Raw genomic sequence first — 19,713 nt, 5'->3', positions numbered from 1 at the left:
CAAAGTTGGGGGCTAAGACCAGGATTTCAAGGGCGGCTTGGTTCCTCGATCTTGAAATGCGCACGGGCGGTGGCGATCGGCTCGGCCGCCGTGCTTTGCCAGGCGGTAATCGCCACATTGGCCACTCGTCGGCCCTGGCGCCACACCTGGCATTTGGCGTAGGTGTCGCGAAACTGGCCGGCGCGCAGGTAATCCAGGGAAAAATCGATGATTTTCGGAAAGCCCGGCGCACCGGTGAACACCAGCAGGTGCAGTGCAGCGGACAGCTCCATGAAGCCCGCGATCACACCGCCATGGAGCGCCGGCAATATAGGGTTACCAATATTGTCCTTGTTGGCCGGCAGGCGGAACAACAACTCATCCCCCAGCCGGGTGCATTCGATGCCGATCAGCTTGGCGTAGGGGATCAGGTTGAGCAGCGCCTCGTAATCGCCGCGCTCATGGGCCTGCTCCAGGCGGGTCTTGAATCGGTGCGTCATGCCTGCTCTCCCTTGATCGTATTGCTCAACCCTTGCGTGCCCTTGAGGCGCTTGCCCATGCGCATGAACGTGCCCACCACATGGGCGATGGGTTGTTGCGGATCATCCTGGTAGGCAAAGCCACGGGTGAAGATCACGTCGGTGGTCACCCGGTAGCATTGGGCGAAGCCGTACACCGGCTGGTGTGGCGCGGCGGGATGCATGTAGTCAACGCGCAGGTCGAGGGTCGGGCACACCTCGAACTCCGGCAATACACACAAGGTCGCCATGCCGCAGGCGGTGTCCATCAGGGAGGTCAACGCGCCGCCGTGGATCACGCCGGTCCGTGGGTCGCCGACCAGGTGCGGGCCATAAGGCATGACCAGCGTAATGCCCTCCTCGCTGGCCTGATAAGCGGTAATACCCAGCACCTGACAGTGGCGCAAGGCGGATATAAAGCGCGTGGCGCGCTCTAACAAGGGTTTTTCGGTCATTCGATACAGACTCTTATTTGTGTTGATCCGCGGAGTAGAAGCGGCGGGTGAAAGTTCCTTGGCGAGCGTGGTTTATATATCTGCGTAATAAAAGGAACTAATGCCGAACCCCCAGGCTCGAAAGGCCAGTAGATATCTTCAATAAGGAGAAACACCCCATGCGCAAGACTTTAGCTATTTCCATGATGTTGGCCGCTGCCCTCGGTCTCGCTGCCTGCGATAAGAAATCCGAAGACAAAGCCCAAGACGCTGCCTCGCATTCCGAGCAAGCTCAAAAAGATATGGCGAAGGCTCAGGATAAAGTGAACGACGCTGCGAAAGAAAACGCCGATGCTGCCAAAGCTCAGGCTGAATCGAACGAAGCCGCCGCAAAAGAAGCAGCACCTGCTACACCAAGCACCGGTTCTTGAGACCGCGGCTTGAAATAGCTTGGCTGCAAAAAGAAAGCCCGCTTAGATAGCGGGCTTTACTTTGTCTGGCGTTTTTATTTGAAGGGTTAATTACGCGGCTTCTTTAACCGGTTCCGGCGGCGGTGTATCCGTCTGCGTATACACCATCACTTGCAGTACGTCGGAATGAAACTCCCGGCGATACAGCACGAACACGACCCCGCTGCTCATCAACATGAACAACCACGGGCTGACAAACCACGCCAGCATGGTCATGCCGAAGTAATAAGAACGCAGGCCAAAGTTGAACTGGTTGGCAGCCATGGAGATCACCCGCGCCGCGCGCAGGGCAAACGCTTTGCGCTCCTGTTCCGACACATGCCGCTCACCGATCATCGGCGCCGAACCCACCAGCACCGCCGCGAAGTTGTACTGGCGCATGCACCAGCTGAATGTGAAGAACGCGTAGACGAACACCAGCGCCAGGCACAGCAGCTTGATCTCCGACATACCCTGGGACGCCTGCTGCACCATGGGGATATCCGCCAGCAACGACACCGCGCGCTCCGAGGCGCCGAGCACGGTGAGAATGCCGGCGAGGATGATCAAGGTGCTGGAGGCGAAGAACGAGGCATTGCGTTCCAGGTTGCCGATCACACTGGCGTCGGCGATGCGGTTGTCGCGCAGCAGCATGCGCCGCATCCAGTCTTCGCGATACAGATGCAGGACACTGGCCAGGCAGGCCGTGTCGCGGGCTTTCCAGGTGGCATAACGGGTGTAGCCGCCCCAGCACAGGATGAACCAGAGGGCGGCAAGCAGGTGGATCTGATTGGTCTCGACGAACGACATGCGGGTCCTATTCAACGGTGGTTGGATGAACACAATCTATTGTAGGAGCTGGCTTGCCAGCGATGGCGGTGTGTCAGCCAATCCAGTTCGTGACTGATGTACCCCCATCGCCGGCAAGCCGGCTCCTACAGGATCGTGTTCTATAAGCATAAAAAATGCCCCGTATCGATTAATACGGGGCATTTCAATACAGCGCAAAACCGGCTGTTTAAGCGATGGCTTCGCTGCGCTTACCGAGCATACGATCGACCCCAAACGCCACACCCAGCGTCATCACCGAGGGCACCAACCACGCCAGGCCCTGCTCGCTCAGCGGCAGGTGTGCCAATTGCGACGGCATCCAGTCGGCCAGACCAGCGCCCTTGAGTGCGTCGATGCAGCCAAAGATGAACGACACCAGCATCACCGGGCCAACAATGCGGCCCTGTTCATGCCAGAAGTCTTTGCAGAAGCTCAAGGCTACCAGCACGATGCACGGTGGGTAGATCGCCGTCAGTACCGGGATCGAGAACGCGATCAACTTGGTCAGGCCCAGGTTGGACACGAACAGCGAGAACAGCGCCAGGATCACCACCAGGGCCTTGTAGGACAGTGGCAGGATACGGCTGAAGTACTCGGCGCAGGCGCAGGTCAGACCCACAGCAGTGACCAGGCACGCCAGGGAGATCAGCACGGCCAGGAAGCCGCTACCCAAGGAACCGAAGGTATGTTGCACGTAAGCATGCAGCACCGCTGCGCCGTTGCTCGCGCCCGCGGCGACGGCATGGCTGCCCGAACCCAGGCGGAACAGGCTGAAGTACACCAGGGCCAGGCCCACGCCGGCAATCAAGCCCGCAATGATGGCGTAACGGGTGATGAGCTTCGGCGATTCGACGCCACGGGAGCGGATGGCATTGACGATCACGATACCAAACACCAGGGCGCCCAGGGTATCCATGGTCAGGTAGCCCTGGATAAAGCCTTGGGAAAACGGTGCGGCCACATATTCCGGAGTAGCGACGCCCACTTCACCGGCCGGCAAGGCAAAGGCGGCGATTCCGAGGATGGCCAGCGCGATAATCTTCAGCGGTGCGAGGAAGCGCCCAACGGTGTCCAGCAGTCGCCCTGGGTACAGGGAGACAAAGAACACCACCAGGAAATACACCGAACTGTAGAGGAACAGCGCCAGTGGGCTTTCGCCCGTCAGCGGCGCCAGGCCCACTTCAAAGGATACGGTGGCCGTACGCGGGGTGGCGAACAGCGGTCCTACCGCCAGATACGCCGCCGCCGCCAGCAGGCCACCGGCGATCTTGCCGATCGGGCTGCTCAGCGCGTCCATACCGCCACCGACCTTGGCCAGGGCGATCACGGTGACCACCGGCAGGCCGACGGCCGTGATCAGAAAGCCCAACGCTGCCATCCAGACGTGAGGCCCGGACTGCAAACCAACGATAGGCGGGAAGATGATGTTACCGGCGCCCACGAACAGGGCAAACGTCATAAAGCCCAACGCCAGGATATCCTGGCTTTTCAACACTTTCATTTCGGGAAATACCACACTACTGAATCGGAATTTAGAGAGGGATTCCCTATGGATGAGGGAAATACTGCCGGCCCTTATGGGAGCCGACCGGTCTAGCGCGGGGCTTCCTTTTGGGATGCGCACGCATAAAGAGGCGGCTAGGTTACAGAATTGGGCTGACAAACGCACTGTTGCGGGGCGGACTGTCCGATAAGCGACATCTTAATGTCGCGTTTTCATACTTAATTTGGCAAGGAAGACAGTTTACTTAATGTGGCAATACGCAAAACTGTAGGAGCCGGCTTGCCGGCGATGGCGGTGCATCAGTGGACTATCCCGCCGCTGAACCACCGCGATCGCCGGCAAGCCGGCTCCTACAAGAGGTTCACGCGCCACGCAGGGATAAACCCAGAAAGCACAAAGGCCACCCGAAGGTGGCCTTTGTGTGGTGAAGCGTCAGCTAAGCGCGAGGCTTACTTGACAGCCCAACCGGTCAGCTCGGCCAGGGCCTTGCCGATGTCTGCCAGCGAACGCACGGTTTTTACGCCTGCGTCTTGCAGTGCAGCGAACTTCTCGTCTGCAGTGCCTTTGCCGCCAGAGATGATTGCGCCAGCATGGCCCATGCGCTTGCCAGCAGGGGCAGTCACACCAGCGATGTAGGAAACAACCGGCTTGGTCACGTGTGCCTTGATGTAGGCAGCCGCTTCTTCTTCAGCCGAACCGCCGATCTCACCGATCATCACGATCGCTTCGGTCTTCGGGTCTTCCTGGAACAGCTTCAGGATATCGATGAAGTTCGAGCCTGGGATCGGGTCACCGCCGATGCCGACGCAAGTCGACTGACCGAAACCGGCGTCAGTGGTTTGCTTAACAGCTTCGTAGGTCAGGGTGCCGGAACGGGAAACGATACCGACTTTACCTGGCAAGTGAATGTGACCTGGCATGATGCCGATCTTGCATTCGCCTGGAGTGATCACGCCTGGGCAGTTAGGGCCGATCAGGACTACGCCCAGCTCGTCGCACTTAACTTTAGCGTCCAGCATGTCCAGGGTAGGAATGCCTTCGGTGATGCAGACGATCAGCTTGATGCCGCCGAATGCTGCTTCCAGGATCGAGTCCTTGCAGAAAGGAGCTGGAACGTAGATCACGCTGGCGGTGGCGCCAGTGGCAGCTACAGCGTCTTTCACGGTGTTGAACACTGGCAGGCCCAGGTGCTCGGTGCCGCCTTTACCAGGCGTTACACCACCCACCATCTTGGTGCCGTATTCGATGGCTTGCTGGGTGTGGAAACTACCTTGCGAACCGGTAATACCCTGGCAGATAACTTTGGTGTCTTTATTGATCAGGACGCTCATTATTTGCCCTCCGCAGCTTTGACAACTTGTTGAGCAGCGTCGGTCAGGCTGGTAGCCGCGATGATGTTCAAACCGCTTTCTGCCAGTACTTTAGCGCCCAGTTCAGCGTTGTTGCCTTCAAGGCGAACAACAACCGGGATTTTAACGCCAACTTCTTTCACTGCACCGATGATGCCTTCGGCAATCATGTCGCAACGAACGATGCCGCCGAAGATGTTGACCAGTACTGCAGCGACGTTGGAGTCGGACAGGATGATCTTGAAGGCTTCGGTAACGCGTTCTTTGGTAGCACCACCGCCCACGTCGAGGAAGTTGGCTGGTTTGCCGCCATGCAGGTTGACGATGTCCATGGTACCCATGGCCAGGCCAGCACCGTTGACCATGCAACCGATGTTACCTTCCAGGGCTACGTAGTTCAGTTCGAACTTGGCAGCGTGCGCTTCGCGCGGATCGTCTTGCGACGGATCGTGGAAAGTCTTCAGCTTAGGCTGACGGTACATGGCGTTGGCGTCGATGTTGATCTTGGCGTCCAGGCAGTGCAGATCGCCGTCAGCCTTGATCACCAGCGGGTTCACTTCCAGCAGGGCCAGATCGTGATCCTGGAACAGTTTGGCCAGACCTACGAAAATCTTGGCGAACTGGGCAACTTGCTTGCCTTCCAGACCCAACTGGAAAGCCAGCTCGCGACCCTGGAATGGCTGAGCGCCAACCAGTGGATCGATAGTGGCCTTCAGAATTTTTTCTGGGGTTTCGTGAGCGATCTTCTCGATGTCCACGCCACCTTCGGTGGAAGCCATGAACACGATGCGACGGCTCGAACGGTCAACGACAGCGCCCAGGTACAGCTCTTTAGCGATATCAGTGCACGATTCAACCAGGATCTTGGTGACTGGCTGGCCATTGGCATCAGTCTGGTAAGTCACCAGACGCTTGCCCAGCCACTGCTGTGCGAAGGCCTTGGCGTCTTCTTTGCTGCGAACCAGCTTTACGCCGCCCGCTTTACCGCGACCACCGGCGTGGACCTGGGCTTTGACAACCCACTCGCTGCCACCGATTTTGTCGCAAGCTTCTGCTGCTGCTTCCGGGGTGTCTACTGCGTAGCCCTTGGAAACTGGCAGGCCGTATTCAGCGAACAGCTGCTTACCCTGATACTCGTGAAGATTCATGCTTTTTACCGTCTTCGTTAGGTACTGCGCATTCGGCGCTGCGCTCATTATGAGTGCCGCGCCACCTGTGACTGCTGCTTGCGCAACTTGCGGGGCTCAAGGCCCGTAAAGCTGCGCAAGACTGCGTCCAGCGGATATTCCGCGGTGAGTCTTGCGCGCAAGGCTCACGACGGGCAACTCCGCCGTGGTTTCTTATTATCTCGCTTAGCGCTTCTTGCGGTTGGCGATGTGGATGGCGCCGCCATTCACTGCCAACGCTGCTTCGTGCAACGCTTCGGACAGGGTCGGATGGGAGAAGACCATCATGCCCAGGTCCTCGGCACTGGTGCCGAATTCCATACCGATCGCGCCCTGCTGAACCAGTTCTGCAGCGCTTGGGCCAATCACGTGGACGCCCAATACACGGTCAGTCTTGGCATCAGCGATGACTTTGACAAAACCACCGGTGTCGTTGGCTGCCATGGCACGGCCAGAAGCGGCAAACGGGAAGGTGCCGACGTTAACTTCAACGCCTTCAGCTTTCAACTGCTGTTCGTTCTTGCCGACCCATGCAATTTCCGGGTGGGTGTAGATAACCGACGGGATCAGGTCGTAGTTCATCTGGGTCTTGTGGCCCTTGATGCGCTCGACAACCATGATGCCTTCTTCGGAAGCCTTGTGCGCCAGCATCATGCCGCGAACCACGTCACCGATGGCGTACACGCCAGGCACGGTGGTAGCGCAGTGATCGTCGACGTGGATGAAGCCACGCTCGTCGATGTTCACGCCGCTGTCAGCTGCCAGCAGGTCGGTGGTCACTGGGCGGCGACCAACGGCTACGATCAGCTTGTCGAAGGTGATGGTCTGCTCGCCGTCTTTATCGGTGTAGGTCACGACAACTTCTTCGCCGTTGACTTTGGAACCGGTCACACGGGCGCCCAGCTTGATATCCAGACCTTGTTTGGTCAGGGTTTTCAGCGCTTCCTTGGACACTGCGGTGTCGGCAGCCAGCAGGAACGTGTCCAGGGCTTCCAGCACGGTGACTTCGGAACCCAGGCGGGACCATACCGAACCCAGTTCCAGGCCGATCACGCCAGCGCCGATCACGCCCAGACGCTTAGGCACAGCCTGGAATTCCAGGGCGCCGGTCGAATCGACGATCACGTTCTGGTCAACCGGAGCCGGTGGAATGTCGATTGGACGCGAACCCGGAGCCAGGATCACGTTTTCGGCTTCGATGACTTCTACCGAACCGTCCGGCTTGGTGATTTCAACTTTCTTGCCAGACAGCAGCTTGCCGTGGCCTTGCAGGGAAGTCACGCCGTTGGCCTTGAACAAGGTGGCAACGCCGGAAGTCAGGCCTTTAACGATGTTGGCTTTACGGCCGACCATTGCGGGTACGTCCATGGTCACGCCAGCATGGTTGATGCCGTGGATCGCGAAACCGTCTTGGGCTTCGTGGAATTTCCAGGAGCTGTCCAGCAGCGCCTTGGAAGGAATGCAACCAACGTTCAGGCAGGTACCGCCCAGCGCCAGTTTGCCTTCCTTGTCTGTGTATTTTTCGATGCAAGCAGTCGAGAGGCCCAGTTGTGCGGCCTTGATGGCGGCAACGTAGCCGCCAGGACCTGCACCAATCACTACGACGTCAAATTTCTGTGTCATGAAAATAGATCCTCTATTAGCTTCAAGCGCCAAGCTCGGAGCCTCAAGCTGCAAGCCAAACTGCGTTTACTTGCAGCTTGTAGCTCGCAACTTGAAGCTGCTTCAATCAAATATCCAGCAGCAGACGAGCCGGGTCTTCCAGCAGGTTCTTGATGGTCACCAGGAAAGTCACGGCTTCTTTACCATCGATCAGGCGGTGATCGTAAGACAGTGCCAGGTACATCATTGGGCGGATCACGACTTGGCCGTTGATGGCCATCGGACGCTGGATGATGTTGTGCATGCCCAGGATCGCGGCTTGTGGTGGGTTGACGATCGGGGTCGACATCATCGAACCGAAGGTACCACCGTTGGTGATGGTGAAGGTACCGCCGGTCATCTCGTCGATGGTCAGCTTGCCGTCACGGGCTTTCTTGCCGAAGCCGGCGATGCCGCCTTCGATTTCAGCCAGGCTCATCAGTTCGGCGTTACGCAGTACTGGAACCACCAGGCCACGGTCGCTGGACACGGCAACGCCGATGTCTGCGTAGCCATGGTAAACGATGTCGCCGCCGTCGATGGAAGCGTTGACTGCCGGGAAGCGTTTCAGCGCTTCGGTGGCCGCTTTCACGAAGAAGGACATGAAGCCCAGGCGCACGCCGTTATGGCTCTTCTCGAAGAGATCCTTGTACTTCGAACGCAGGGCCATGACTTCGGTCATGTCGACTTCGTTGAACGTGGTCAGCATCGCCATGTTCGACTGTGCTTCAACCAGGCGCTTGGCCACGGTGGCACGTACGCGGGTCATCGGCACGCGCTTCTCGGTGCGGTCGCCAGCGGCGAACACAGGAGCAGCGGCAGCCGGGGCAGCAGCCTTGGCAGGCGCGGCAGCTGGAGCGTTTTTCTTGGCTTCAACCGCGGCAACCACGTCTTCCTTGGTCACACGGCCGTCTTTGCCGGTGCCCTTGATGGAAGCCAGGTTGATGCCGTTCTCTTCAGCCAGCTGACGCGCAGCCGGTGCAGCGATTGGATCTTCAGCGCCAGCAGCCGGAGCGGCGGCAGGAGCCGGAGCAGCAGCCGGTGCAGCGGCGGCTGGAGCGGCAGCAGCAGCGCTGCCCTCTTCGATCGAGCCCAGCACCTGGTTCGACAGAACGGTAGCGCCTTCTTCGGCAACGATTGCGCCCAGCACGCCGTCAGCTTCGGCCAACACTTCCAGCACGACCTTGTCGGTCTCGATGTCGACGATCAGGTCGTCACGCTTTACAGCGTCGCCTGGTTTCTTGTGCCAGGTGGCAACGGTGCCATCGGCAACCGATTCCGGGAATGACGGGGCTTTGATTTCGATAGCCATTATCTGTGGGTCCTTAAAATTCGGTTTCAGTCAGCGCGAAGGCGTTAAACAGTGAAAGCATCTTGCAGCAGTTTTTCCTGCTGCTCGGCGTGCATCGACGCATAACCACACGCAGGTGCAGCGGAAGCATCACGGCCGGCATATTCCAGGCCCAGGGCCTTGTTGTGGTTGCCGATGCTGCGACGCAGGTGATGCTGGCTGCTGTACCACGCGCCCTGGTTCATCGGTTCTTCCTGGCACCACACCACGTTAGTGAGGTTGGTGTAAGGCGCGATGGCCTCCATCAGGTCGTCTTCCGGGAACGGGTAAAGCTGCTCGATACGCACGATGGCGATGTCTTCGCGGCCTTCGGCACGGCGTTTTTCCAGCAGGTCGTAGTAGACCTTGCCGCTGCACAGCACCAGGCGGGTCACCTTGGCTGCGTCCAGCGTGTCGATTTCTGGAATAACGGTCTGGAACGAACCATCAGCCAGATCTTCCAGGGTCGAGATGGCCAATTTATGACGCAACAGCGACTTCGGTGTCAGCACTACCAGCGGCTTGCGCAGCGGACGGATCACCTGGCGACGCAGCAAGTGGTAGATCTGGGCCGGGGTGGTCGGCACGCATACCTGGATGTTGTGCTCGGCGCACAGCTGCAGGTAACGCTCCAGACGGGCCGAGGAGTGCTCAGGACCCTGACCTTCATAACCGTGTGGCAGCAGCATGGTCAGACCGCACAGGCGACCCCACTTGTGCTCGCCGCTGGTGATGAACTGGTCGATAACCACTTGGGCACCGTTGGCGAAGTCGCCGAACTGGGCTTCCCAGATCACCAGCGCGTTCGGCGTGGTGGTCGAGTAACCGTATTCGAACGCCAGTACGGCCTCTTCGGACAGGAACGAATCGTACAGGTCGAAACGTGGCTGGCCTTCGTACAGGTGCTTCAGCGGAACGTAGGTGCTTGCGTCTTTCTGGTTGTGCAGAACCGCGTGACGGTGCGAGAACGTACCACGGCCGATGTCCTGGCCGGTCATGCGGATCGGGTGACCTTCGAACGCCAGGGTCGCGTACGCCATGGTTTCAGCGTAACCCCAGTTGATCGGCAGGCCGCCGGCTTGCATCTTCTGACGGTCTTCGTAGATCTTCGCAACCTGGCGCTGCACCACGAAGCCTTCCGGAATTTCCAGCAGCTTGGCGGACAGTTCCTGCAAGGTCTTCAGGTCGAACGAGGTGTCGTGGCGCGCAGTCCAGGCGTGGCCCAGGTACGGACGCCAGTCAACGAACAACTCTTTGTTCGGCTCTTTGACCAGGCTTTTTACTACATGCAGACCATTGTCCAGCGCGTTGCGGTATTCATCGACTTTCGCCTGAACACGCGCATCGTCAACCACGCCGGCCTTGGTCAGGCTTTCGGCGTACAGCTCACGGGTGGTGCGCTGCTTGGTGATCTGCTGGTACATCAACGGCTGGGTGCCGCTTGGTTCGTCCGCTTCGTTGTGACCGCGACGGCGGTAGCAAACCAGGTCGATCACCACGTCACGCTTGAACTGCATGCGGTAGTCGACAGCCAGTTGGGTCACGAACAGCACGGCTTCCGGATCATCGCCATTCACATGGAGGATCGGCGCCTGGATCATCTTGGCAACGTCGGTGGCGTACTCGGTGGAGCGCGCATCCAGCGGGTTGCTGATGGTGAAGCCGACCTGGTTGTTGATGACGATGTGAACGGTACCGCCCGTCTTGAAGCCGCGAGTCTGCGACATCTGGAAGGTTTCCAGGACCACGCCCTGACCGGCGAATGCCGCGTCGCCGTGGATGGAAATCGGCAGGACCTTCTCACCGGTGGTGTCGTTGCGACGATCCTGGCGAGCACGTACCGAACCCTCGACCACTGGAGAAACGATTTCCAGGTGGGATGGGTTGAAGGCCATGGCCAGGTGAACTTCACCGCCGGTGGTCATTACGTTGGACGAGAAGCCCTGGTGGTATTTAACGTCACCGGAACCCAGCTCGACCTTCTTCTTGCCTTCGAACTCGTCGAACAGCTCACGCGGGTTCTTGCCGAAGGTGTTGACCAACACGTTCAGGCGACCACGGTGGGCCATGCCGATCACGATTTCCTTGGTGCCGTAGGAACCGGAACGCTGGATCAGCTCGTCGAGCATCGGGATCAGGCTTTCGCCGCCTTCCAGGCCGAAACGCTTGGTGCCCGGGTATTTGGTGCCCAGGTATTTTTCCAGGCCTTCGGCAGCGGTGACGCGCTCGAGCAGGTGGCTGCGTACGTCGGCGGACAGCACCGGACGACCACGCACGCCTTCCAGGCGATGCTGGAACCAGTGGCGTTGCTCGGAATCGGTGATGTGCGTGAACTCAGCGCCAATGGTGCGGCAATATGTCTGCTGCAACGCTTCGTGAATTTCGCGTAGGCTCGCTTCCTCTTTGCCGATGAACAGGTCGCCGGCACGGAAGGTCGTATCAAGATCGGCATTGGTCAAGCCGTAATGATTGATCGACAGGTCAGCAGGTGCAGGACGCTGCCAGAGCCCCAGCGGGTCAAGCTGGGCCGCCTGGTGGCCACGCATCCGGTAGGCCTGGATCAGTCGCAATACTTCAACTTGCTTCTTCTCGTGCTCACTGCTCACGCTTCCGGCGGAAACCGGCTGGGCGCGGCGCTGGTTCTTTGCCAGCAGCACAAACTGATCGCGAATTGTTGCGTGCGATACATCGGTGGCAGCGTTGCCGTCTGAAGACAACGTCTGAAATTTGGTGCGCCATTCTTCTGGCACAGCGTTAGGGTCGTGCAGGTAGAGCTCATAAAGCTCTTCCACATAGGCAGCGTTACCACCTGAAAGATAGCCGCTGTTCCACATGCGCTGCATCACGCTTTCTTGCATGCTTGGTCACCCTCGATTTGGGGACACCACCGGCGAAAACACCGAGTTTGCTTGCAAAAGGCCAAGTGCAGCGACCAAAACAAGCCACTTAGGATCACGCTGATAGTTCGGGTACCAACCCGAATGCCCCTGCTTGTCTCATTTCTTCAAAATAAGAGCCGCGGCTTTGTAAGTCGCTGCTCAAGTTAAAACTACGGCGCCGGTTGAAGCCTGCGCCGTAGCATTTACGGGCACAACGGTCCTGCTTTTACTACAACGTCAGTTACACGCCGCTTTGCAGCAGCATGTTACGGATGTGACCAATGGCCTTAGTCGGGTTCAGGCCTTTGGGACATACGTTGACGCAGTTCATGATCCCGCGGCAGCGGAATACGCTGAACGGGTCATCCAGCGAAGCCAGACGCTCGGACGTCTTGGTATCACGGCTGTCTGCCAGGAAGCGATACGCCTGCAGCAGGGCAGCTGGACCCAGGAACTTGTCCGGGTTCCACCAGAAGGACGGGCACGAAGTCGAGCAGCAAGCGCACAGGATGCACTCGTACAGACCGTCGAGCTTCTCGCGCTCTTCCGGGGACTGCAGACGCTCGATGGCCGGAGCCGGCGTGTCGTTCTGCAGGAACGGCTTAACTTTCTCGTATTGCTTGTAGAAGATGCTCATATCGACGACCAGGTCACGGATAACCGGCAAACCTGGCAGAGGACGAACGATCAGCTTGTTGCCTTTAACGACGGCGGACAGCGGCGTGATGCACGCCAGGCCGTTTTTGCCGTTGATGTTCATGCCGTCGGAACCGCACACACCTTCACGGCAAGAGCGACGATAGGAGAAACCTTCGTCCTGCTCTTTGATCAGTGCCAATACGTCCAGCACCATCAGGTCTTTACCACCGGTATCGACCTGGAATTCCTGCATGAACGGCGCAGCGTCCTGATCAGGGTTGTAGCGGTAAACACTGACTTTCAACATGGCAGCCACCCTTAGTAAGTCCGAATCTTCGGTTCAAACGTCGGAACCGTCTTCGGCGAGAAGTTCACGGCACGCTTGGTCACGCGCTTGTCACCCGGGAAGTACAGGGTGTGGCACAGCCAGTTTTCGTCGTCGCGATCTTCAAAGTCTTCACGGGCGTGAGCACCACGGGACTCTTTACGAACCTCGGCAGCGATTGCGGTCGCCTCGGCCACTTCCAGCAGGTTTTGCAGCTCAAGGGCTTCGATACGAGCGGTGTTGAACGCCTGGCTCTTATCGTTGATCTTGACGTTGGCGATGCGCTTGCGCAGGTCAGCCAGCTGGGCGATACCCTTCTGCATGTATTCGCCGGTACGGAACACACCGAAGTAGTTCTGCATGCAGCTTTGCAGCTCGCGACGCAGGGTAGCCACGTCTTCGCCATCGGTGCGCTCGTTCAGAGCGTTCAGGCGCGCCAGGGCGGCCTCGATGTTGGCGTCGGTAGCGTCGTCGTATTCGATACCGTCGGTCAGCGCCTTTTCCAGGTGCAGGCCGGCAGCACGACCGAATACCACCAGGTCGAGCAGCGAGTTGCCGCCCAGGCGGTTGGCACCGTGAACCGATACGCAAGCCACTTCGCCTACGGCGAACAGACCGTGGATGATTTCATCCTGGCCTTCAGCGTTCTGGGTGATCGCCTGGCCATGAATGTTGGTCGGCACGCCGCCCATCATGTAGTGGCAAGTTGGAACAACCGGAACCGGAGCAACCACCGGGTCAACGTGAGCAAAGGTCTTGGACAGCTCGCAGATACCTGGCAGGCGGCTGTGCAGGACTTCTTCGCCCAGGTGATCGAGCTTCAGCAGTACGTGGTCGCCATTTGGGCCACAGCCGTTGCCGGCGATGATTTCTTTAACCATCGAACGGGCCACAACGTCACGACCAGCAAGGTCTTTCGCGTTTGGAGCATAACGCTCCATGAAACGCTCGCCGTGCTTGTTGATCAGGTAACCACCTTCACCACGGCAGCCTTCGGTAACCAGTACACCGGCGCCGGCGATACCGGTCGGGTGGAACTGCCACATTTCGATGTCTTGTACCGGCACGCCAGCACGCAGTGCCATGCCGACGCCGTCACCGGTGTTGATCAGGGCGTTGGTGGTCGACGCGTAGATACGACCTGCACCGCCAGTCGCCAGCACGGTAGCCTTGGCGCGGATGTAGGTGGTTTCACCGGTTTCGATGCAGATGGCGATCACACCGACGAACTCGCCTTGTGCGTTCTTCACCAGATCGACCGCGTAGTACTCGTTCAGGAACGTGGTACCGGCTTTCAGGTTGCCTTGGTAAAGGGTGTGCAGCAGCGCGTGACCGGTACGGTCGGAAGCGGCGCAGGTACGGGCAGCCTGCCCGCCTTTGCCGTAGTCCTTCGACTGACCGCCGAATGGACGCTGGTAGATACGGCCTTGCTCGGTACGGGAGAACGGCAGACCCATGTGGTCCAGCTCGAACACCGCGGCCGGGCCTTCCTGACACATGTATTCGATAGCGTCCTGGTCACCGATGTAGTCGGAACCCTTGACGGTATCGTACATGTGCCAGCGCCAGTCATCGTTCGGGTCGGCAGACGCGATGGCGCAGGTGATGCCACCCTGGGCCGATACGGTGTGGGAACGGGTCGGGAACACCTTGGTGATCACGGCAGTCTTGTGACCGCCCTGGGCCAGCTGCAGTGCAGCGCGCATGCCAGCACCGCCGCCACCAATAATGATGGCGTCGAATGAAATAGTTGGAATGTTAGCCATGAATCAGATACCCCAAAGAATCTGCACACCCCAGACGAAGTAAGCGAACATCGCGACGCCGCATACTGCCTGGAAGAGGAAACGTACTGCAGTCGCGGACTTGCCCAGCGCCATCGGCGTCAGGTAGTCGGTCGCGATGGTCCACATGCCAACCCAGGCGTGTGCGCCCAGGGCAACAAGGGCCAGCAGACTGAAGATTCGCATCGCATTGTGGGAAAACAGGCCGTGCCATTGCTCATAGCCAATGCCCGGGTTTGCGACGAGGTATCCGATCAGGAAAATGAAATAAGCCGCGAGAACGACCGCAGACACACGCTGTGCCATCCAGTCATAGAGGCCCGAACGCGACAGATTCGTAACGCTGGTTACCATATCCAAACTCCTGCCAGAACGATCAGCACCACGGAAATGGCGATGATGATTTTCGAGCCCAGGCGGCCGCCTTCCAGCGTCTCACCGATGCCCATGTCCATGATCAAGTGGCGCACACCGGCTACCAGGTGATACAGAAGAGAGGACAGGAGGCCCCATGCTACGAACTTGGCCAGCGGGCTGGTCAAGCATGCCTTCACCTCGGCGTATCCTTCCTCGGAACCCAGGGATTTGCTCAATGCATAAAGCATGATGCCCAAGCCCAGGAACAGGATGATGCCGGAAACACGGTGCAGGAACGACGTAACGCCGGTGATGGGGAGTTTGATGGTCCTTAGGTCTAGGTTTACAGGTCGTTGGCTATTCACGGCTTTTTTTCACACTGAAGAGCCCCTAACAATCAGGGCAAAGTTGTTGGGGAGTGCACTGGTCAGGTAAGCACCACCCAGGGAGTGCGACCCCCAATGAAAGCAAGCCCAAAAGCCCTTGGCGGTCGGTGGCCGAGTATAGACAGTTAGGTTACTAATGACAACGCGCACTCCTCACCCTAATAGCGGATTGCGCTGGGAGAATAAAAGGCGTAAATGGCAGTCAATTTCGAGGAAAAAGTACGGTTAAAGCCTTCTGGAGCAAGACTTTAGGCAAATTGACATCTGAATTTATCTCACTATAGTGGTGCGGGCCCTGCGTGGGGGGTCTGTCTGATGATTTGAAGCATAAATAGGAGGCCACATGGCTGACAAAAAAGCGCAGTTGATCATCGAGGGCGCAGCCCCCGTCGAGCTGCCCATTTTAACCGGCACCGTTGGTCCCGATGTTATCGACGTACGGGGCCTGACGGCCACGGGCCGTTTCACATTCGACCCAGGCTTCATGTCGACCGCCTCTTGCGAGTCGAAGATCACCTATATCGATGGCGATAATGGCATTTTGCTTCACCGGGGCTACCCGATCGAGCAACTGGCAGAAAAATCGGACTACCTGGAAACCTGCTACCTGCTGCTAAATGGCGAACTGCCAACAGCCGAGCAGAAGGCCCAGTTCGTCAGCACCGTGAAGAACCACACCATGGTTCACGAGCAGTTGAAGACCTTCTTCAACGGCTTCCGTCGCGACGCCCACCCGATGGCCGTCATGTGCGGCGTGGTCGGCGCCCTGTCGGCCTTCTATCACGACTCCCTCGACATCAATAACCCGCAGCATCGCGAAATTTCCGCGATCCGCCTGGTTGCCAAGATGCCGACCCTGGCCGCAATGGTTTACAAGTACTCCATGGGCCAACCCATGATGTACCCGCGCAACGACCTGACGTACGCGGAAAACTTCCTGCACATGATGTTCAACACGCCGTGCGAGATCAAACCGATCAGCCCGGTGCTGGCCAAGGCGATGGATCGGATCTTCATCCTCCACGCCGACCACGAACAGAACGCCTCCACCTCTACCGTACGCCTGGCAGGCTCTTCGGGTGCCAACCCGTTCGCCTGTATCGCCGCCGGTATCGCCGCACTGTGGGGCCCCGCCCACGGCGGTGCGAACGAAGCCGTATTGACCATGCTCGATGAAATCGGCGATGTCTCGAACATCGACAAGTTCATCGCCAAGGCCAAGGACAAGAACGATCCGTTCAAGTTGATGGGCTTCGGTCACCGGGTCTACAAGAACCGCGATCCACGCGCCACCGTCATGAAGCAGACCTGCGACGAAGTGCTGAAGGAACTGGGCATCAAGAACGATCCGCAACTCGAACTGGCCATGCGCCTGGAAGAGATCGCCCTGACCGACCCGTACTTCATCGAACGCTCGCTGTACCCGAACGTCGACTTCTACTCGGGGATCATCCTCAAGGCGATCGGCATTCCAACCAGCATGTTCACCGTGATCTTCGCCCTGGCGCGGACCGTGGGCTGGATCTCCCACTGGAAAGAAATGCTCTCCAGCCCGTACAAGATTGGCCGCCCGCGCCAGCTGTACACCGGCTACGAGTCGCGTGACATCACCAAGCTGGAAGATCGCAAGTAAGCATTCAACCGCTTAGCTGCACTGAATAAGGCCTCCTCTGGAGGCCTTATTTGTTTCTGCCTCCCCAAAAACACCACACCCTCTGCAGGAGCTGGCTTGCCAGCGATGAGGCCCCCAAGACCAGCGCAAGGCTTCAAGGACGCCATCGCCGGCAAGCCGGCTCCTACAGTGGGCGGCGTATCAACCATCGGTGACGAGCACTTTTATTGGTGCAGGATTTGAGAAACAGTTTTGTCGTATCCGTTACCAATAAAAGCAAAAAAATGCCCCGATCTCACGACCGGGGCATTTTTTTTGTAACGGTTACCGCGATCAGTGATTAACCGCCCCACTCGCCCCCAGGCCAGTCTGCGAACGCACAAACTGCGGGAAGTACAGCGCACGCTCTTTCTCTGCCGCCGCCGATTTGTCGGTGATGGAGAAGAACCAGATGCCGATGAACGCAATGATCATCGAGAACAGCGCCGGGTACTCATAAGGGAAGATGGCTTTTTCATGGTGCAGGATCGAGACCCAGATGGTCGGGCCAAGGATCATCAGGCCAACGGCACTGACCAGGCCCAGCCAGCCGCCAATCATCGCGCCACGGGTGGTGAGGTTTTTCCAGTACATGGAAAGCAGCAGTACCGGGAAGTTACAGCTGGCGGCAATCGAGAACGCCAGGCCGACCATGAACGCGATGTTCTGACTTTCGAACAGGATACCCAGGCCGATAGCCAGCACTGCCAGCGCAATGGTGGTGATCTTCGACACGCGAATCTCATCCTTCTCGTTGGCCTTGCCCTTCTTGATCACGCTGGCGTACAGGTCATGGGACACCGCCGAAGCACCCGCGAGGGTCAAACCGGCAACCACTGCCAGGATGGTGGCAAAGGCCACGGCCGAGATGAAGCCCAGGAAAATACTGCCACCCACCGCGTTGGCCAGGTGCACCGCCGCCATGTTGTTGCCGCCCAGCAAGGCGCCTGCCGCATCCTTGAACGCCGGGTTGGTGCTGACCAGCAGGATCGCGCCGAAGCCGATGATAAAGGTCAGGATATAGAAGTAACCGATGAAGCCAGTGGCATACAGCACGCTCTTACGCGCTTCCTTGGCGTCGCTTACGGTGAAGAAGCGCATCAGGATGTGCGGCAGGCCGGCGGTACCGAACATCAGTGCCAGGCCCAGGGAGAATGCCGAGATCGGGTCTTTCACCAGGCCGCCGGGGCTCATGATCGCCTCACCTTTAGGGTGAACCTTGATCGCCTCGGAGAACAGCGTGTTGAAGTCGAAGTTGACGTGCTTCATCACCATCAGCGCCATGAACGAGGCACCGGACAGCAGCAGCACTGCCTTGATGATCTGCACCCAGGTAGTCGCCAGCATGCCGCCGAACAGCACGTACAGGCACATCAGGATACCCACCAGGATCACCGCTACGTGGTAATCCAGGCCGAACAGCAGTTGGATCAACTTGCCCGCGCCCACCATCTGCGCGATCAGGTAGAACGCCACCACCACCAGCGAGCCACAGGCCGACAGGCTGCGGATCTGGGTTTGCCCGAGGCGGTAGGACGCCACGTCGGCAAAGGTGTACTTGCCCAGGTTACGCAGACGCTCGGCGATCAGGAACAGAATGATCGGCCAGCCCACCAGGAAGCCGATCGAGTAGATCAGGCCGTCATAACCGGAGGTGAATACCAGCGCGGAAATCCCCAGGAAGGACGCCGCCGACATGTAGTCACCAGCAATCGCCAGGCCGTTCTGGAACCCGGTGATCTTGCCGCCGGCCGCATAGTAGTCGGCCGCCGACTTGTTGCGTTTGGAAGCCCAGTAGGTAATGCACAAGGTCGCACCGACAAACGCGACGAACATCACGATCGCCGAGATGTTCAGCGGTTGCTTGTGCACTTCACCGGTCAATGCATCCGCCGCCCAAACGGCGGGGGCAAAAAGCGAAGCACCGAATACTGCCAGTAGACGCCGGATCATTGCGCAGCCTCCTTGAGAATCGCATTGTTCAGGTCGTCAAACTCGCCATTGGCGCGGCGCACGTAGATGCCGGTCAGGATGAAGGCGGACACAATCAGCCCGACGCCCAGGGGAATGCCCCAGGTAATCGACGAACCGGGGCTGAGCTTGGCCCCCAGCACTTGTGGCCCGTAGGCGATCAACAGGATGAAAGCGGAGTAAAGCCCTAGCATGATCGCCGAGAGAATCCAGGCGAACCGTTCCCTTTTTCTCACCAGCTCCTTGAAACGCGGGCTGTTTTGAATCGAGAGGTAAATGCTGTCGTTCATTGTTTTTATCCTCGCAGCACAGCTTTTTATTATTTTGGAACGTATCCACTGTATGCGGCTGCCGTAGAGGTTCCAGACGACCTTAGTAGTAGATGGAGATCGCCACTTCGCAAGTTTTGCGGCCAACAAATAAACAACAGCCTGAATACAGACAAAAATGTGGGAGCGGGCTTGCCCGCGAATGCGGTGGTTCAGTCGACTTATGCATCGACTGACACACTGCTTTCGCG

General features: G+C 58.5%; 17 protein-coding genes. 2 read left to right on the top strand and 15 right to left on the bottom strand.

Translation table 11 applies throughout. From position 1 onward, the window contains the following. Positions 1-26: 26 nt before the first annotated feature. A complete protein-coding gene (locus BM70_RS0124875; protein ID WP_025858542.1) occupies positions 27-479 on the bottom strand; it encodes a PaaI family thioesterase in 453 nt (150 codons plus the stop codon). Then, positions 476-952, bottom strand: a complete 477-nt coding sequence (locus tag BM70_RS0124870; protein ID WP_025858541.1) for a PaaI family thioesterase — start codon at positions 950-952, stop codon at positions 476-478. The genes BM70_RS0124875 and BM70_RS0124870 overlap by 4 nt, the downstream gene beginning before the upstream one ends. Before the next feature lie 158 nt (positions 953-1,110). On the opposite strand from BM70_RS0124870, the gene BM70_RS0124865 reads away from it, so the two are divergent. Beyond that, positions 1,111-1,362 carry a hypothetical protein gene (locus BM70_RS0124865; protein WP_025858540.1) on the top strand — a complete coding sequence of 84 codons (252 nt, stop codon included), beginning with the start codon at positions 1,111-1,113 and terminating at the stop codon, positions 1,360-1,362. A gap of 90 nt (positions 1,363-1,452) precedes the next feature. Here BM70_RS0124865 and BM70_RS0124860 read toward each other — a convergent pair whose 3' ends face one another. The 11 genes from BM70_RS0124860 to sdhC all read right to left on the bottom strand — a co-directional run bounded on the left by BM70_RS0124860 (position 1,453) and on the right by sdhC (position 15,550). Beyond that, entirely contained in the window at positions 1,453-2,190 is a 738-nt protein-coding gene (locus BM70_RS0124860) for a DUF599 domain-containing protein (protein WP_025858539.1), read from the bottom strand. 208 nt (positions 2,191-2,398) lie between these two features. Continuing rightward, the gene (brnQ, locus tag BM70_RS0124855) at positions 2,399-3,712 is read right to left on the bottom strand and encodes a branched-chain amino acid transport system II carrier protein (protein ID WP_025858538.1); all 1,314 of its coding nucleotides are present in this window, start codon (positions 3,710-3,712) and stop codon (positions 2,399-2,401) included. Between the two features lie 452 nt (positions 3,713-4,164). Continuing rightward, a complete protein-coding gene (gene sucD, locus BM70_RS0124850; RefSeq protein WP_003172813.1) occupies positions 4,165-5,046 on the bottom strand; it encodes a succinate--CoA ligase subunit alpha in 882 nt (293 codons plus the stop codon). Then, the gene (gene sucC, locus BM70_RS0124845) at positions 5,046-6,212 is read right to left on the bottom strand and encodes an ADP-forming succinate--CoA ligase subunit beta (RefSeq protein WP_003190011.1); all 1,167 of its coding nucleotides are present in this window, start codon (positions 6,210-6,212) and stop codon (positions 5,046-5,048) included. The genes sucD and sucC overlap by 1 nt, the downstream gene beginning before the upstream one ends. A gap of 204 nt (positions 6,213-6,416) precedes the next feature. Next, positions 6,417-7,853: a dihydrolipoyl dehydrogenase gene (gene lpdA / locus BM70_RS0124840; RefSeq protein WP_025858537.1), complete on the bottom strand. Its 1,437-nt coding sequence runs from the start codon at positions 7,851-7,853 to the stop codon at positions 6,417-6,419. A gap of 106 nt (positions 7,854-7,959) precedes the next feature. Then, positions 7,960-9,183, bottom strand: a complete 1,224-nt coding sequence (odhB, locus tag BM70_RS0124835; RefSeq protein WP_025858536.1) for a 2-oxoglutarate dehydrogenase complex dihydrolipoyllysine-residue succinyltransferase — start codon at positions 9,181-9,183, stop codon at positions 7,960-7,962. A 44-nt stretch (positions 9,184-9,227) separates the two neighbouring features. Next, on the bottom strand, positions 9,228-12,059 hold the full coding sequence (locus BM70_RS0124830) for a 2-oxoglutarate dehydrogenase E1 component (RefSeq protein WP_025858535.1): 2,832 nt from the start codon (positions 12,057-12,059) through the stop codon (positions 9,228-9,230). 262 nt (positions 12,060-12,321) lie between these two features. Further along, positions 12,322-13,026, bottom strand: coding sequence for a succinate dehydrogenase iron-sulfur subunit (locus BM70_RS0124825; protein WP_003172807.1), 705 nt, complete (start codon positions 13,024-13,026; stop codon positions 12,322-12,324). An 11-nt stretch (positions 13,027-13,037) separates the two neighbouring features. Next, a complete protein-coding gene (gene sdhA, locus BM70_RS0124820) occupies positions 13,038-14,810 on the bottom strand; it encodes a succinate dehydrogenase flavoprotein subunit (RefSeq protein WP_016979563.1) in 1,773 nt (590 codons plus the stop codon). A 3-nt stretch (positions 14,811-14,813) separates the two neighbouring features. Then, entirely contained in the window at positions 14,814-15,182 is a 369-nt protein-coding gene (sdhD, locus tag BM70_RS0124815) for a succinate dehydrogenase, hydrophobic membrane anchor protein (protein WP_003172805.1), read from the bottom strand. Beyond that, a complete protein-coding gene (gene sdhC / locus BM70_RS0124810) occupies positions 15,176-15,550 on the bottom strand; it encodes a succinate dehydrogenase, cytochrome b556 subunit (RefSeq protein ID WP_003190005.1) in 375 nt (124 codons plus the stop codon). The genes sdhD and sdhC overlap by 7 nt, the downstream gene beginning before the upstream one ends. A 364-nt stretch (positions 15,551-15,914) precedes the next feature. Here sdhC and gltA point away from each other — a divergent pair, with 364 nt between their 5' ends. Continuing rightward, complete coding sequence (gene gltA, locus BM70_RS0124805; RefSeq protein WP_003172803.1) at positions 15,915-17,204, top strand: citrate synthase; 1,290 nt, start codon at positions 15,915-15,917, stop codon at positions 17,202-17,204. 312 nt (positions 17,205-17,516) lie between these two features. Here gltA and BM70_RS0124800 read toward each other — a convergent pair whose 3' ends face one another. Both BM70_RS0124800 and BM70_RS0124795 read right to left on the bottom strand, forming a co-directional pair. Next, on the bottom strand, positions 17,517-19,175 hold the full coding sequence (locus BM70_RS0124800) for a cation acetate symporter (RefSeq protein WP_025858534.1): 1,659 nt from the start codon (positions 19,173-19,175) through the stop codon (positions 17,517-17,519). Next, on the bottom strand, positions 19,172-19,483 hold the full coding sequence (locus BM70_RS0124795) for a DUF485 domain-containing protein (RefSeq protein ID WP_016972153.1): 312 nt from the start codon (positions 19,481-19,483) through the stop codon (positions 19,172-19,174). The genes BM70_RS0124800 and BM70_RS0124795 overlap by 4 nt, the downstream gene beginning before the upstream one ends. Positions 19,484-19,713: the final 230 nt, after the last annotated feature.

It is taken from the genome of Pseudomonas sp. CHM02 (assembly GCF_000612585.1).
Lineage (GTDB): Bacteria > Pseudomonadota > Gammaproteobacteria > Pseudomonadales > Pseudomonadaceae > Aquipseudomonas.
This window is presented reverse-complemented; position numbering and strand designations above follow the sequence as displayed.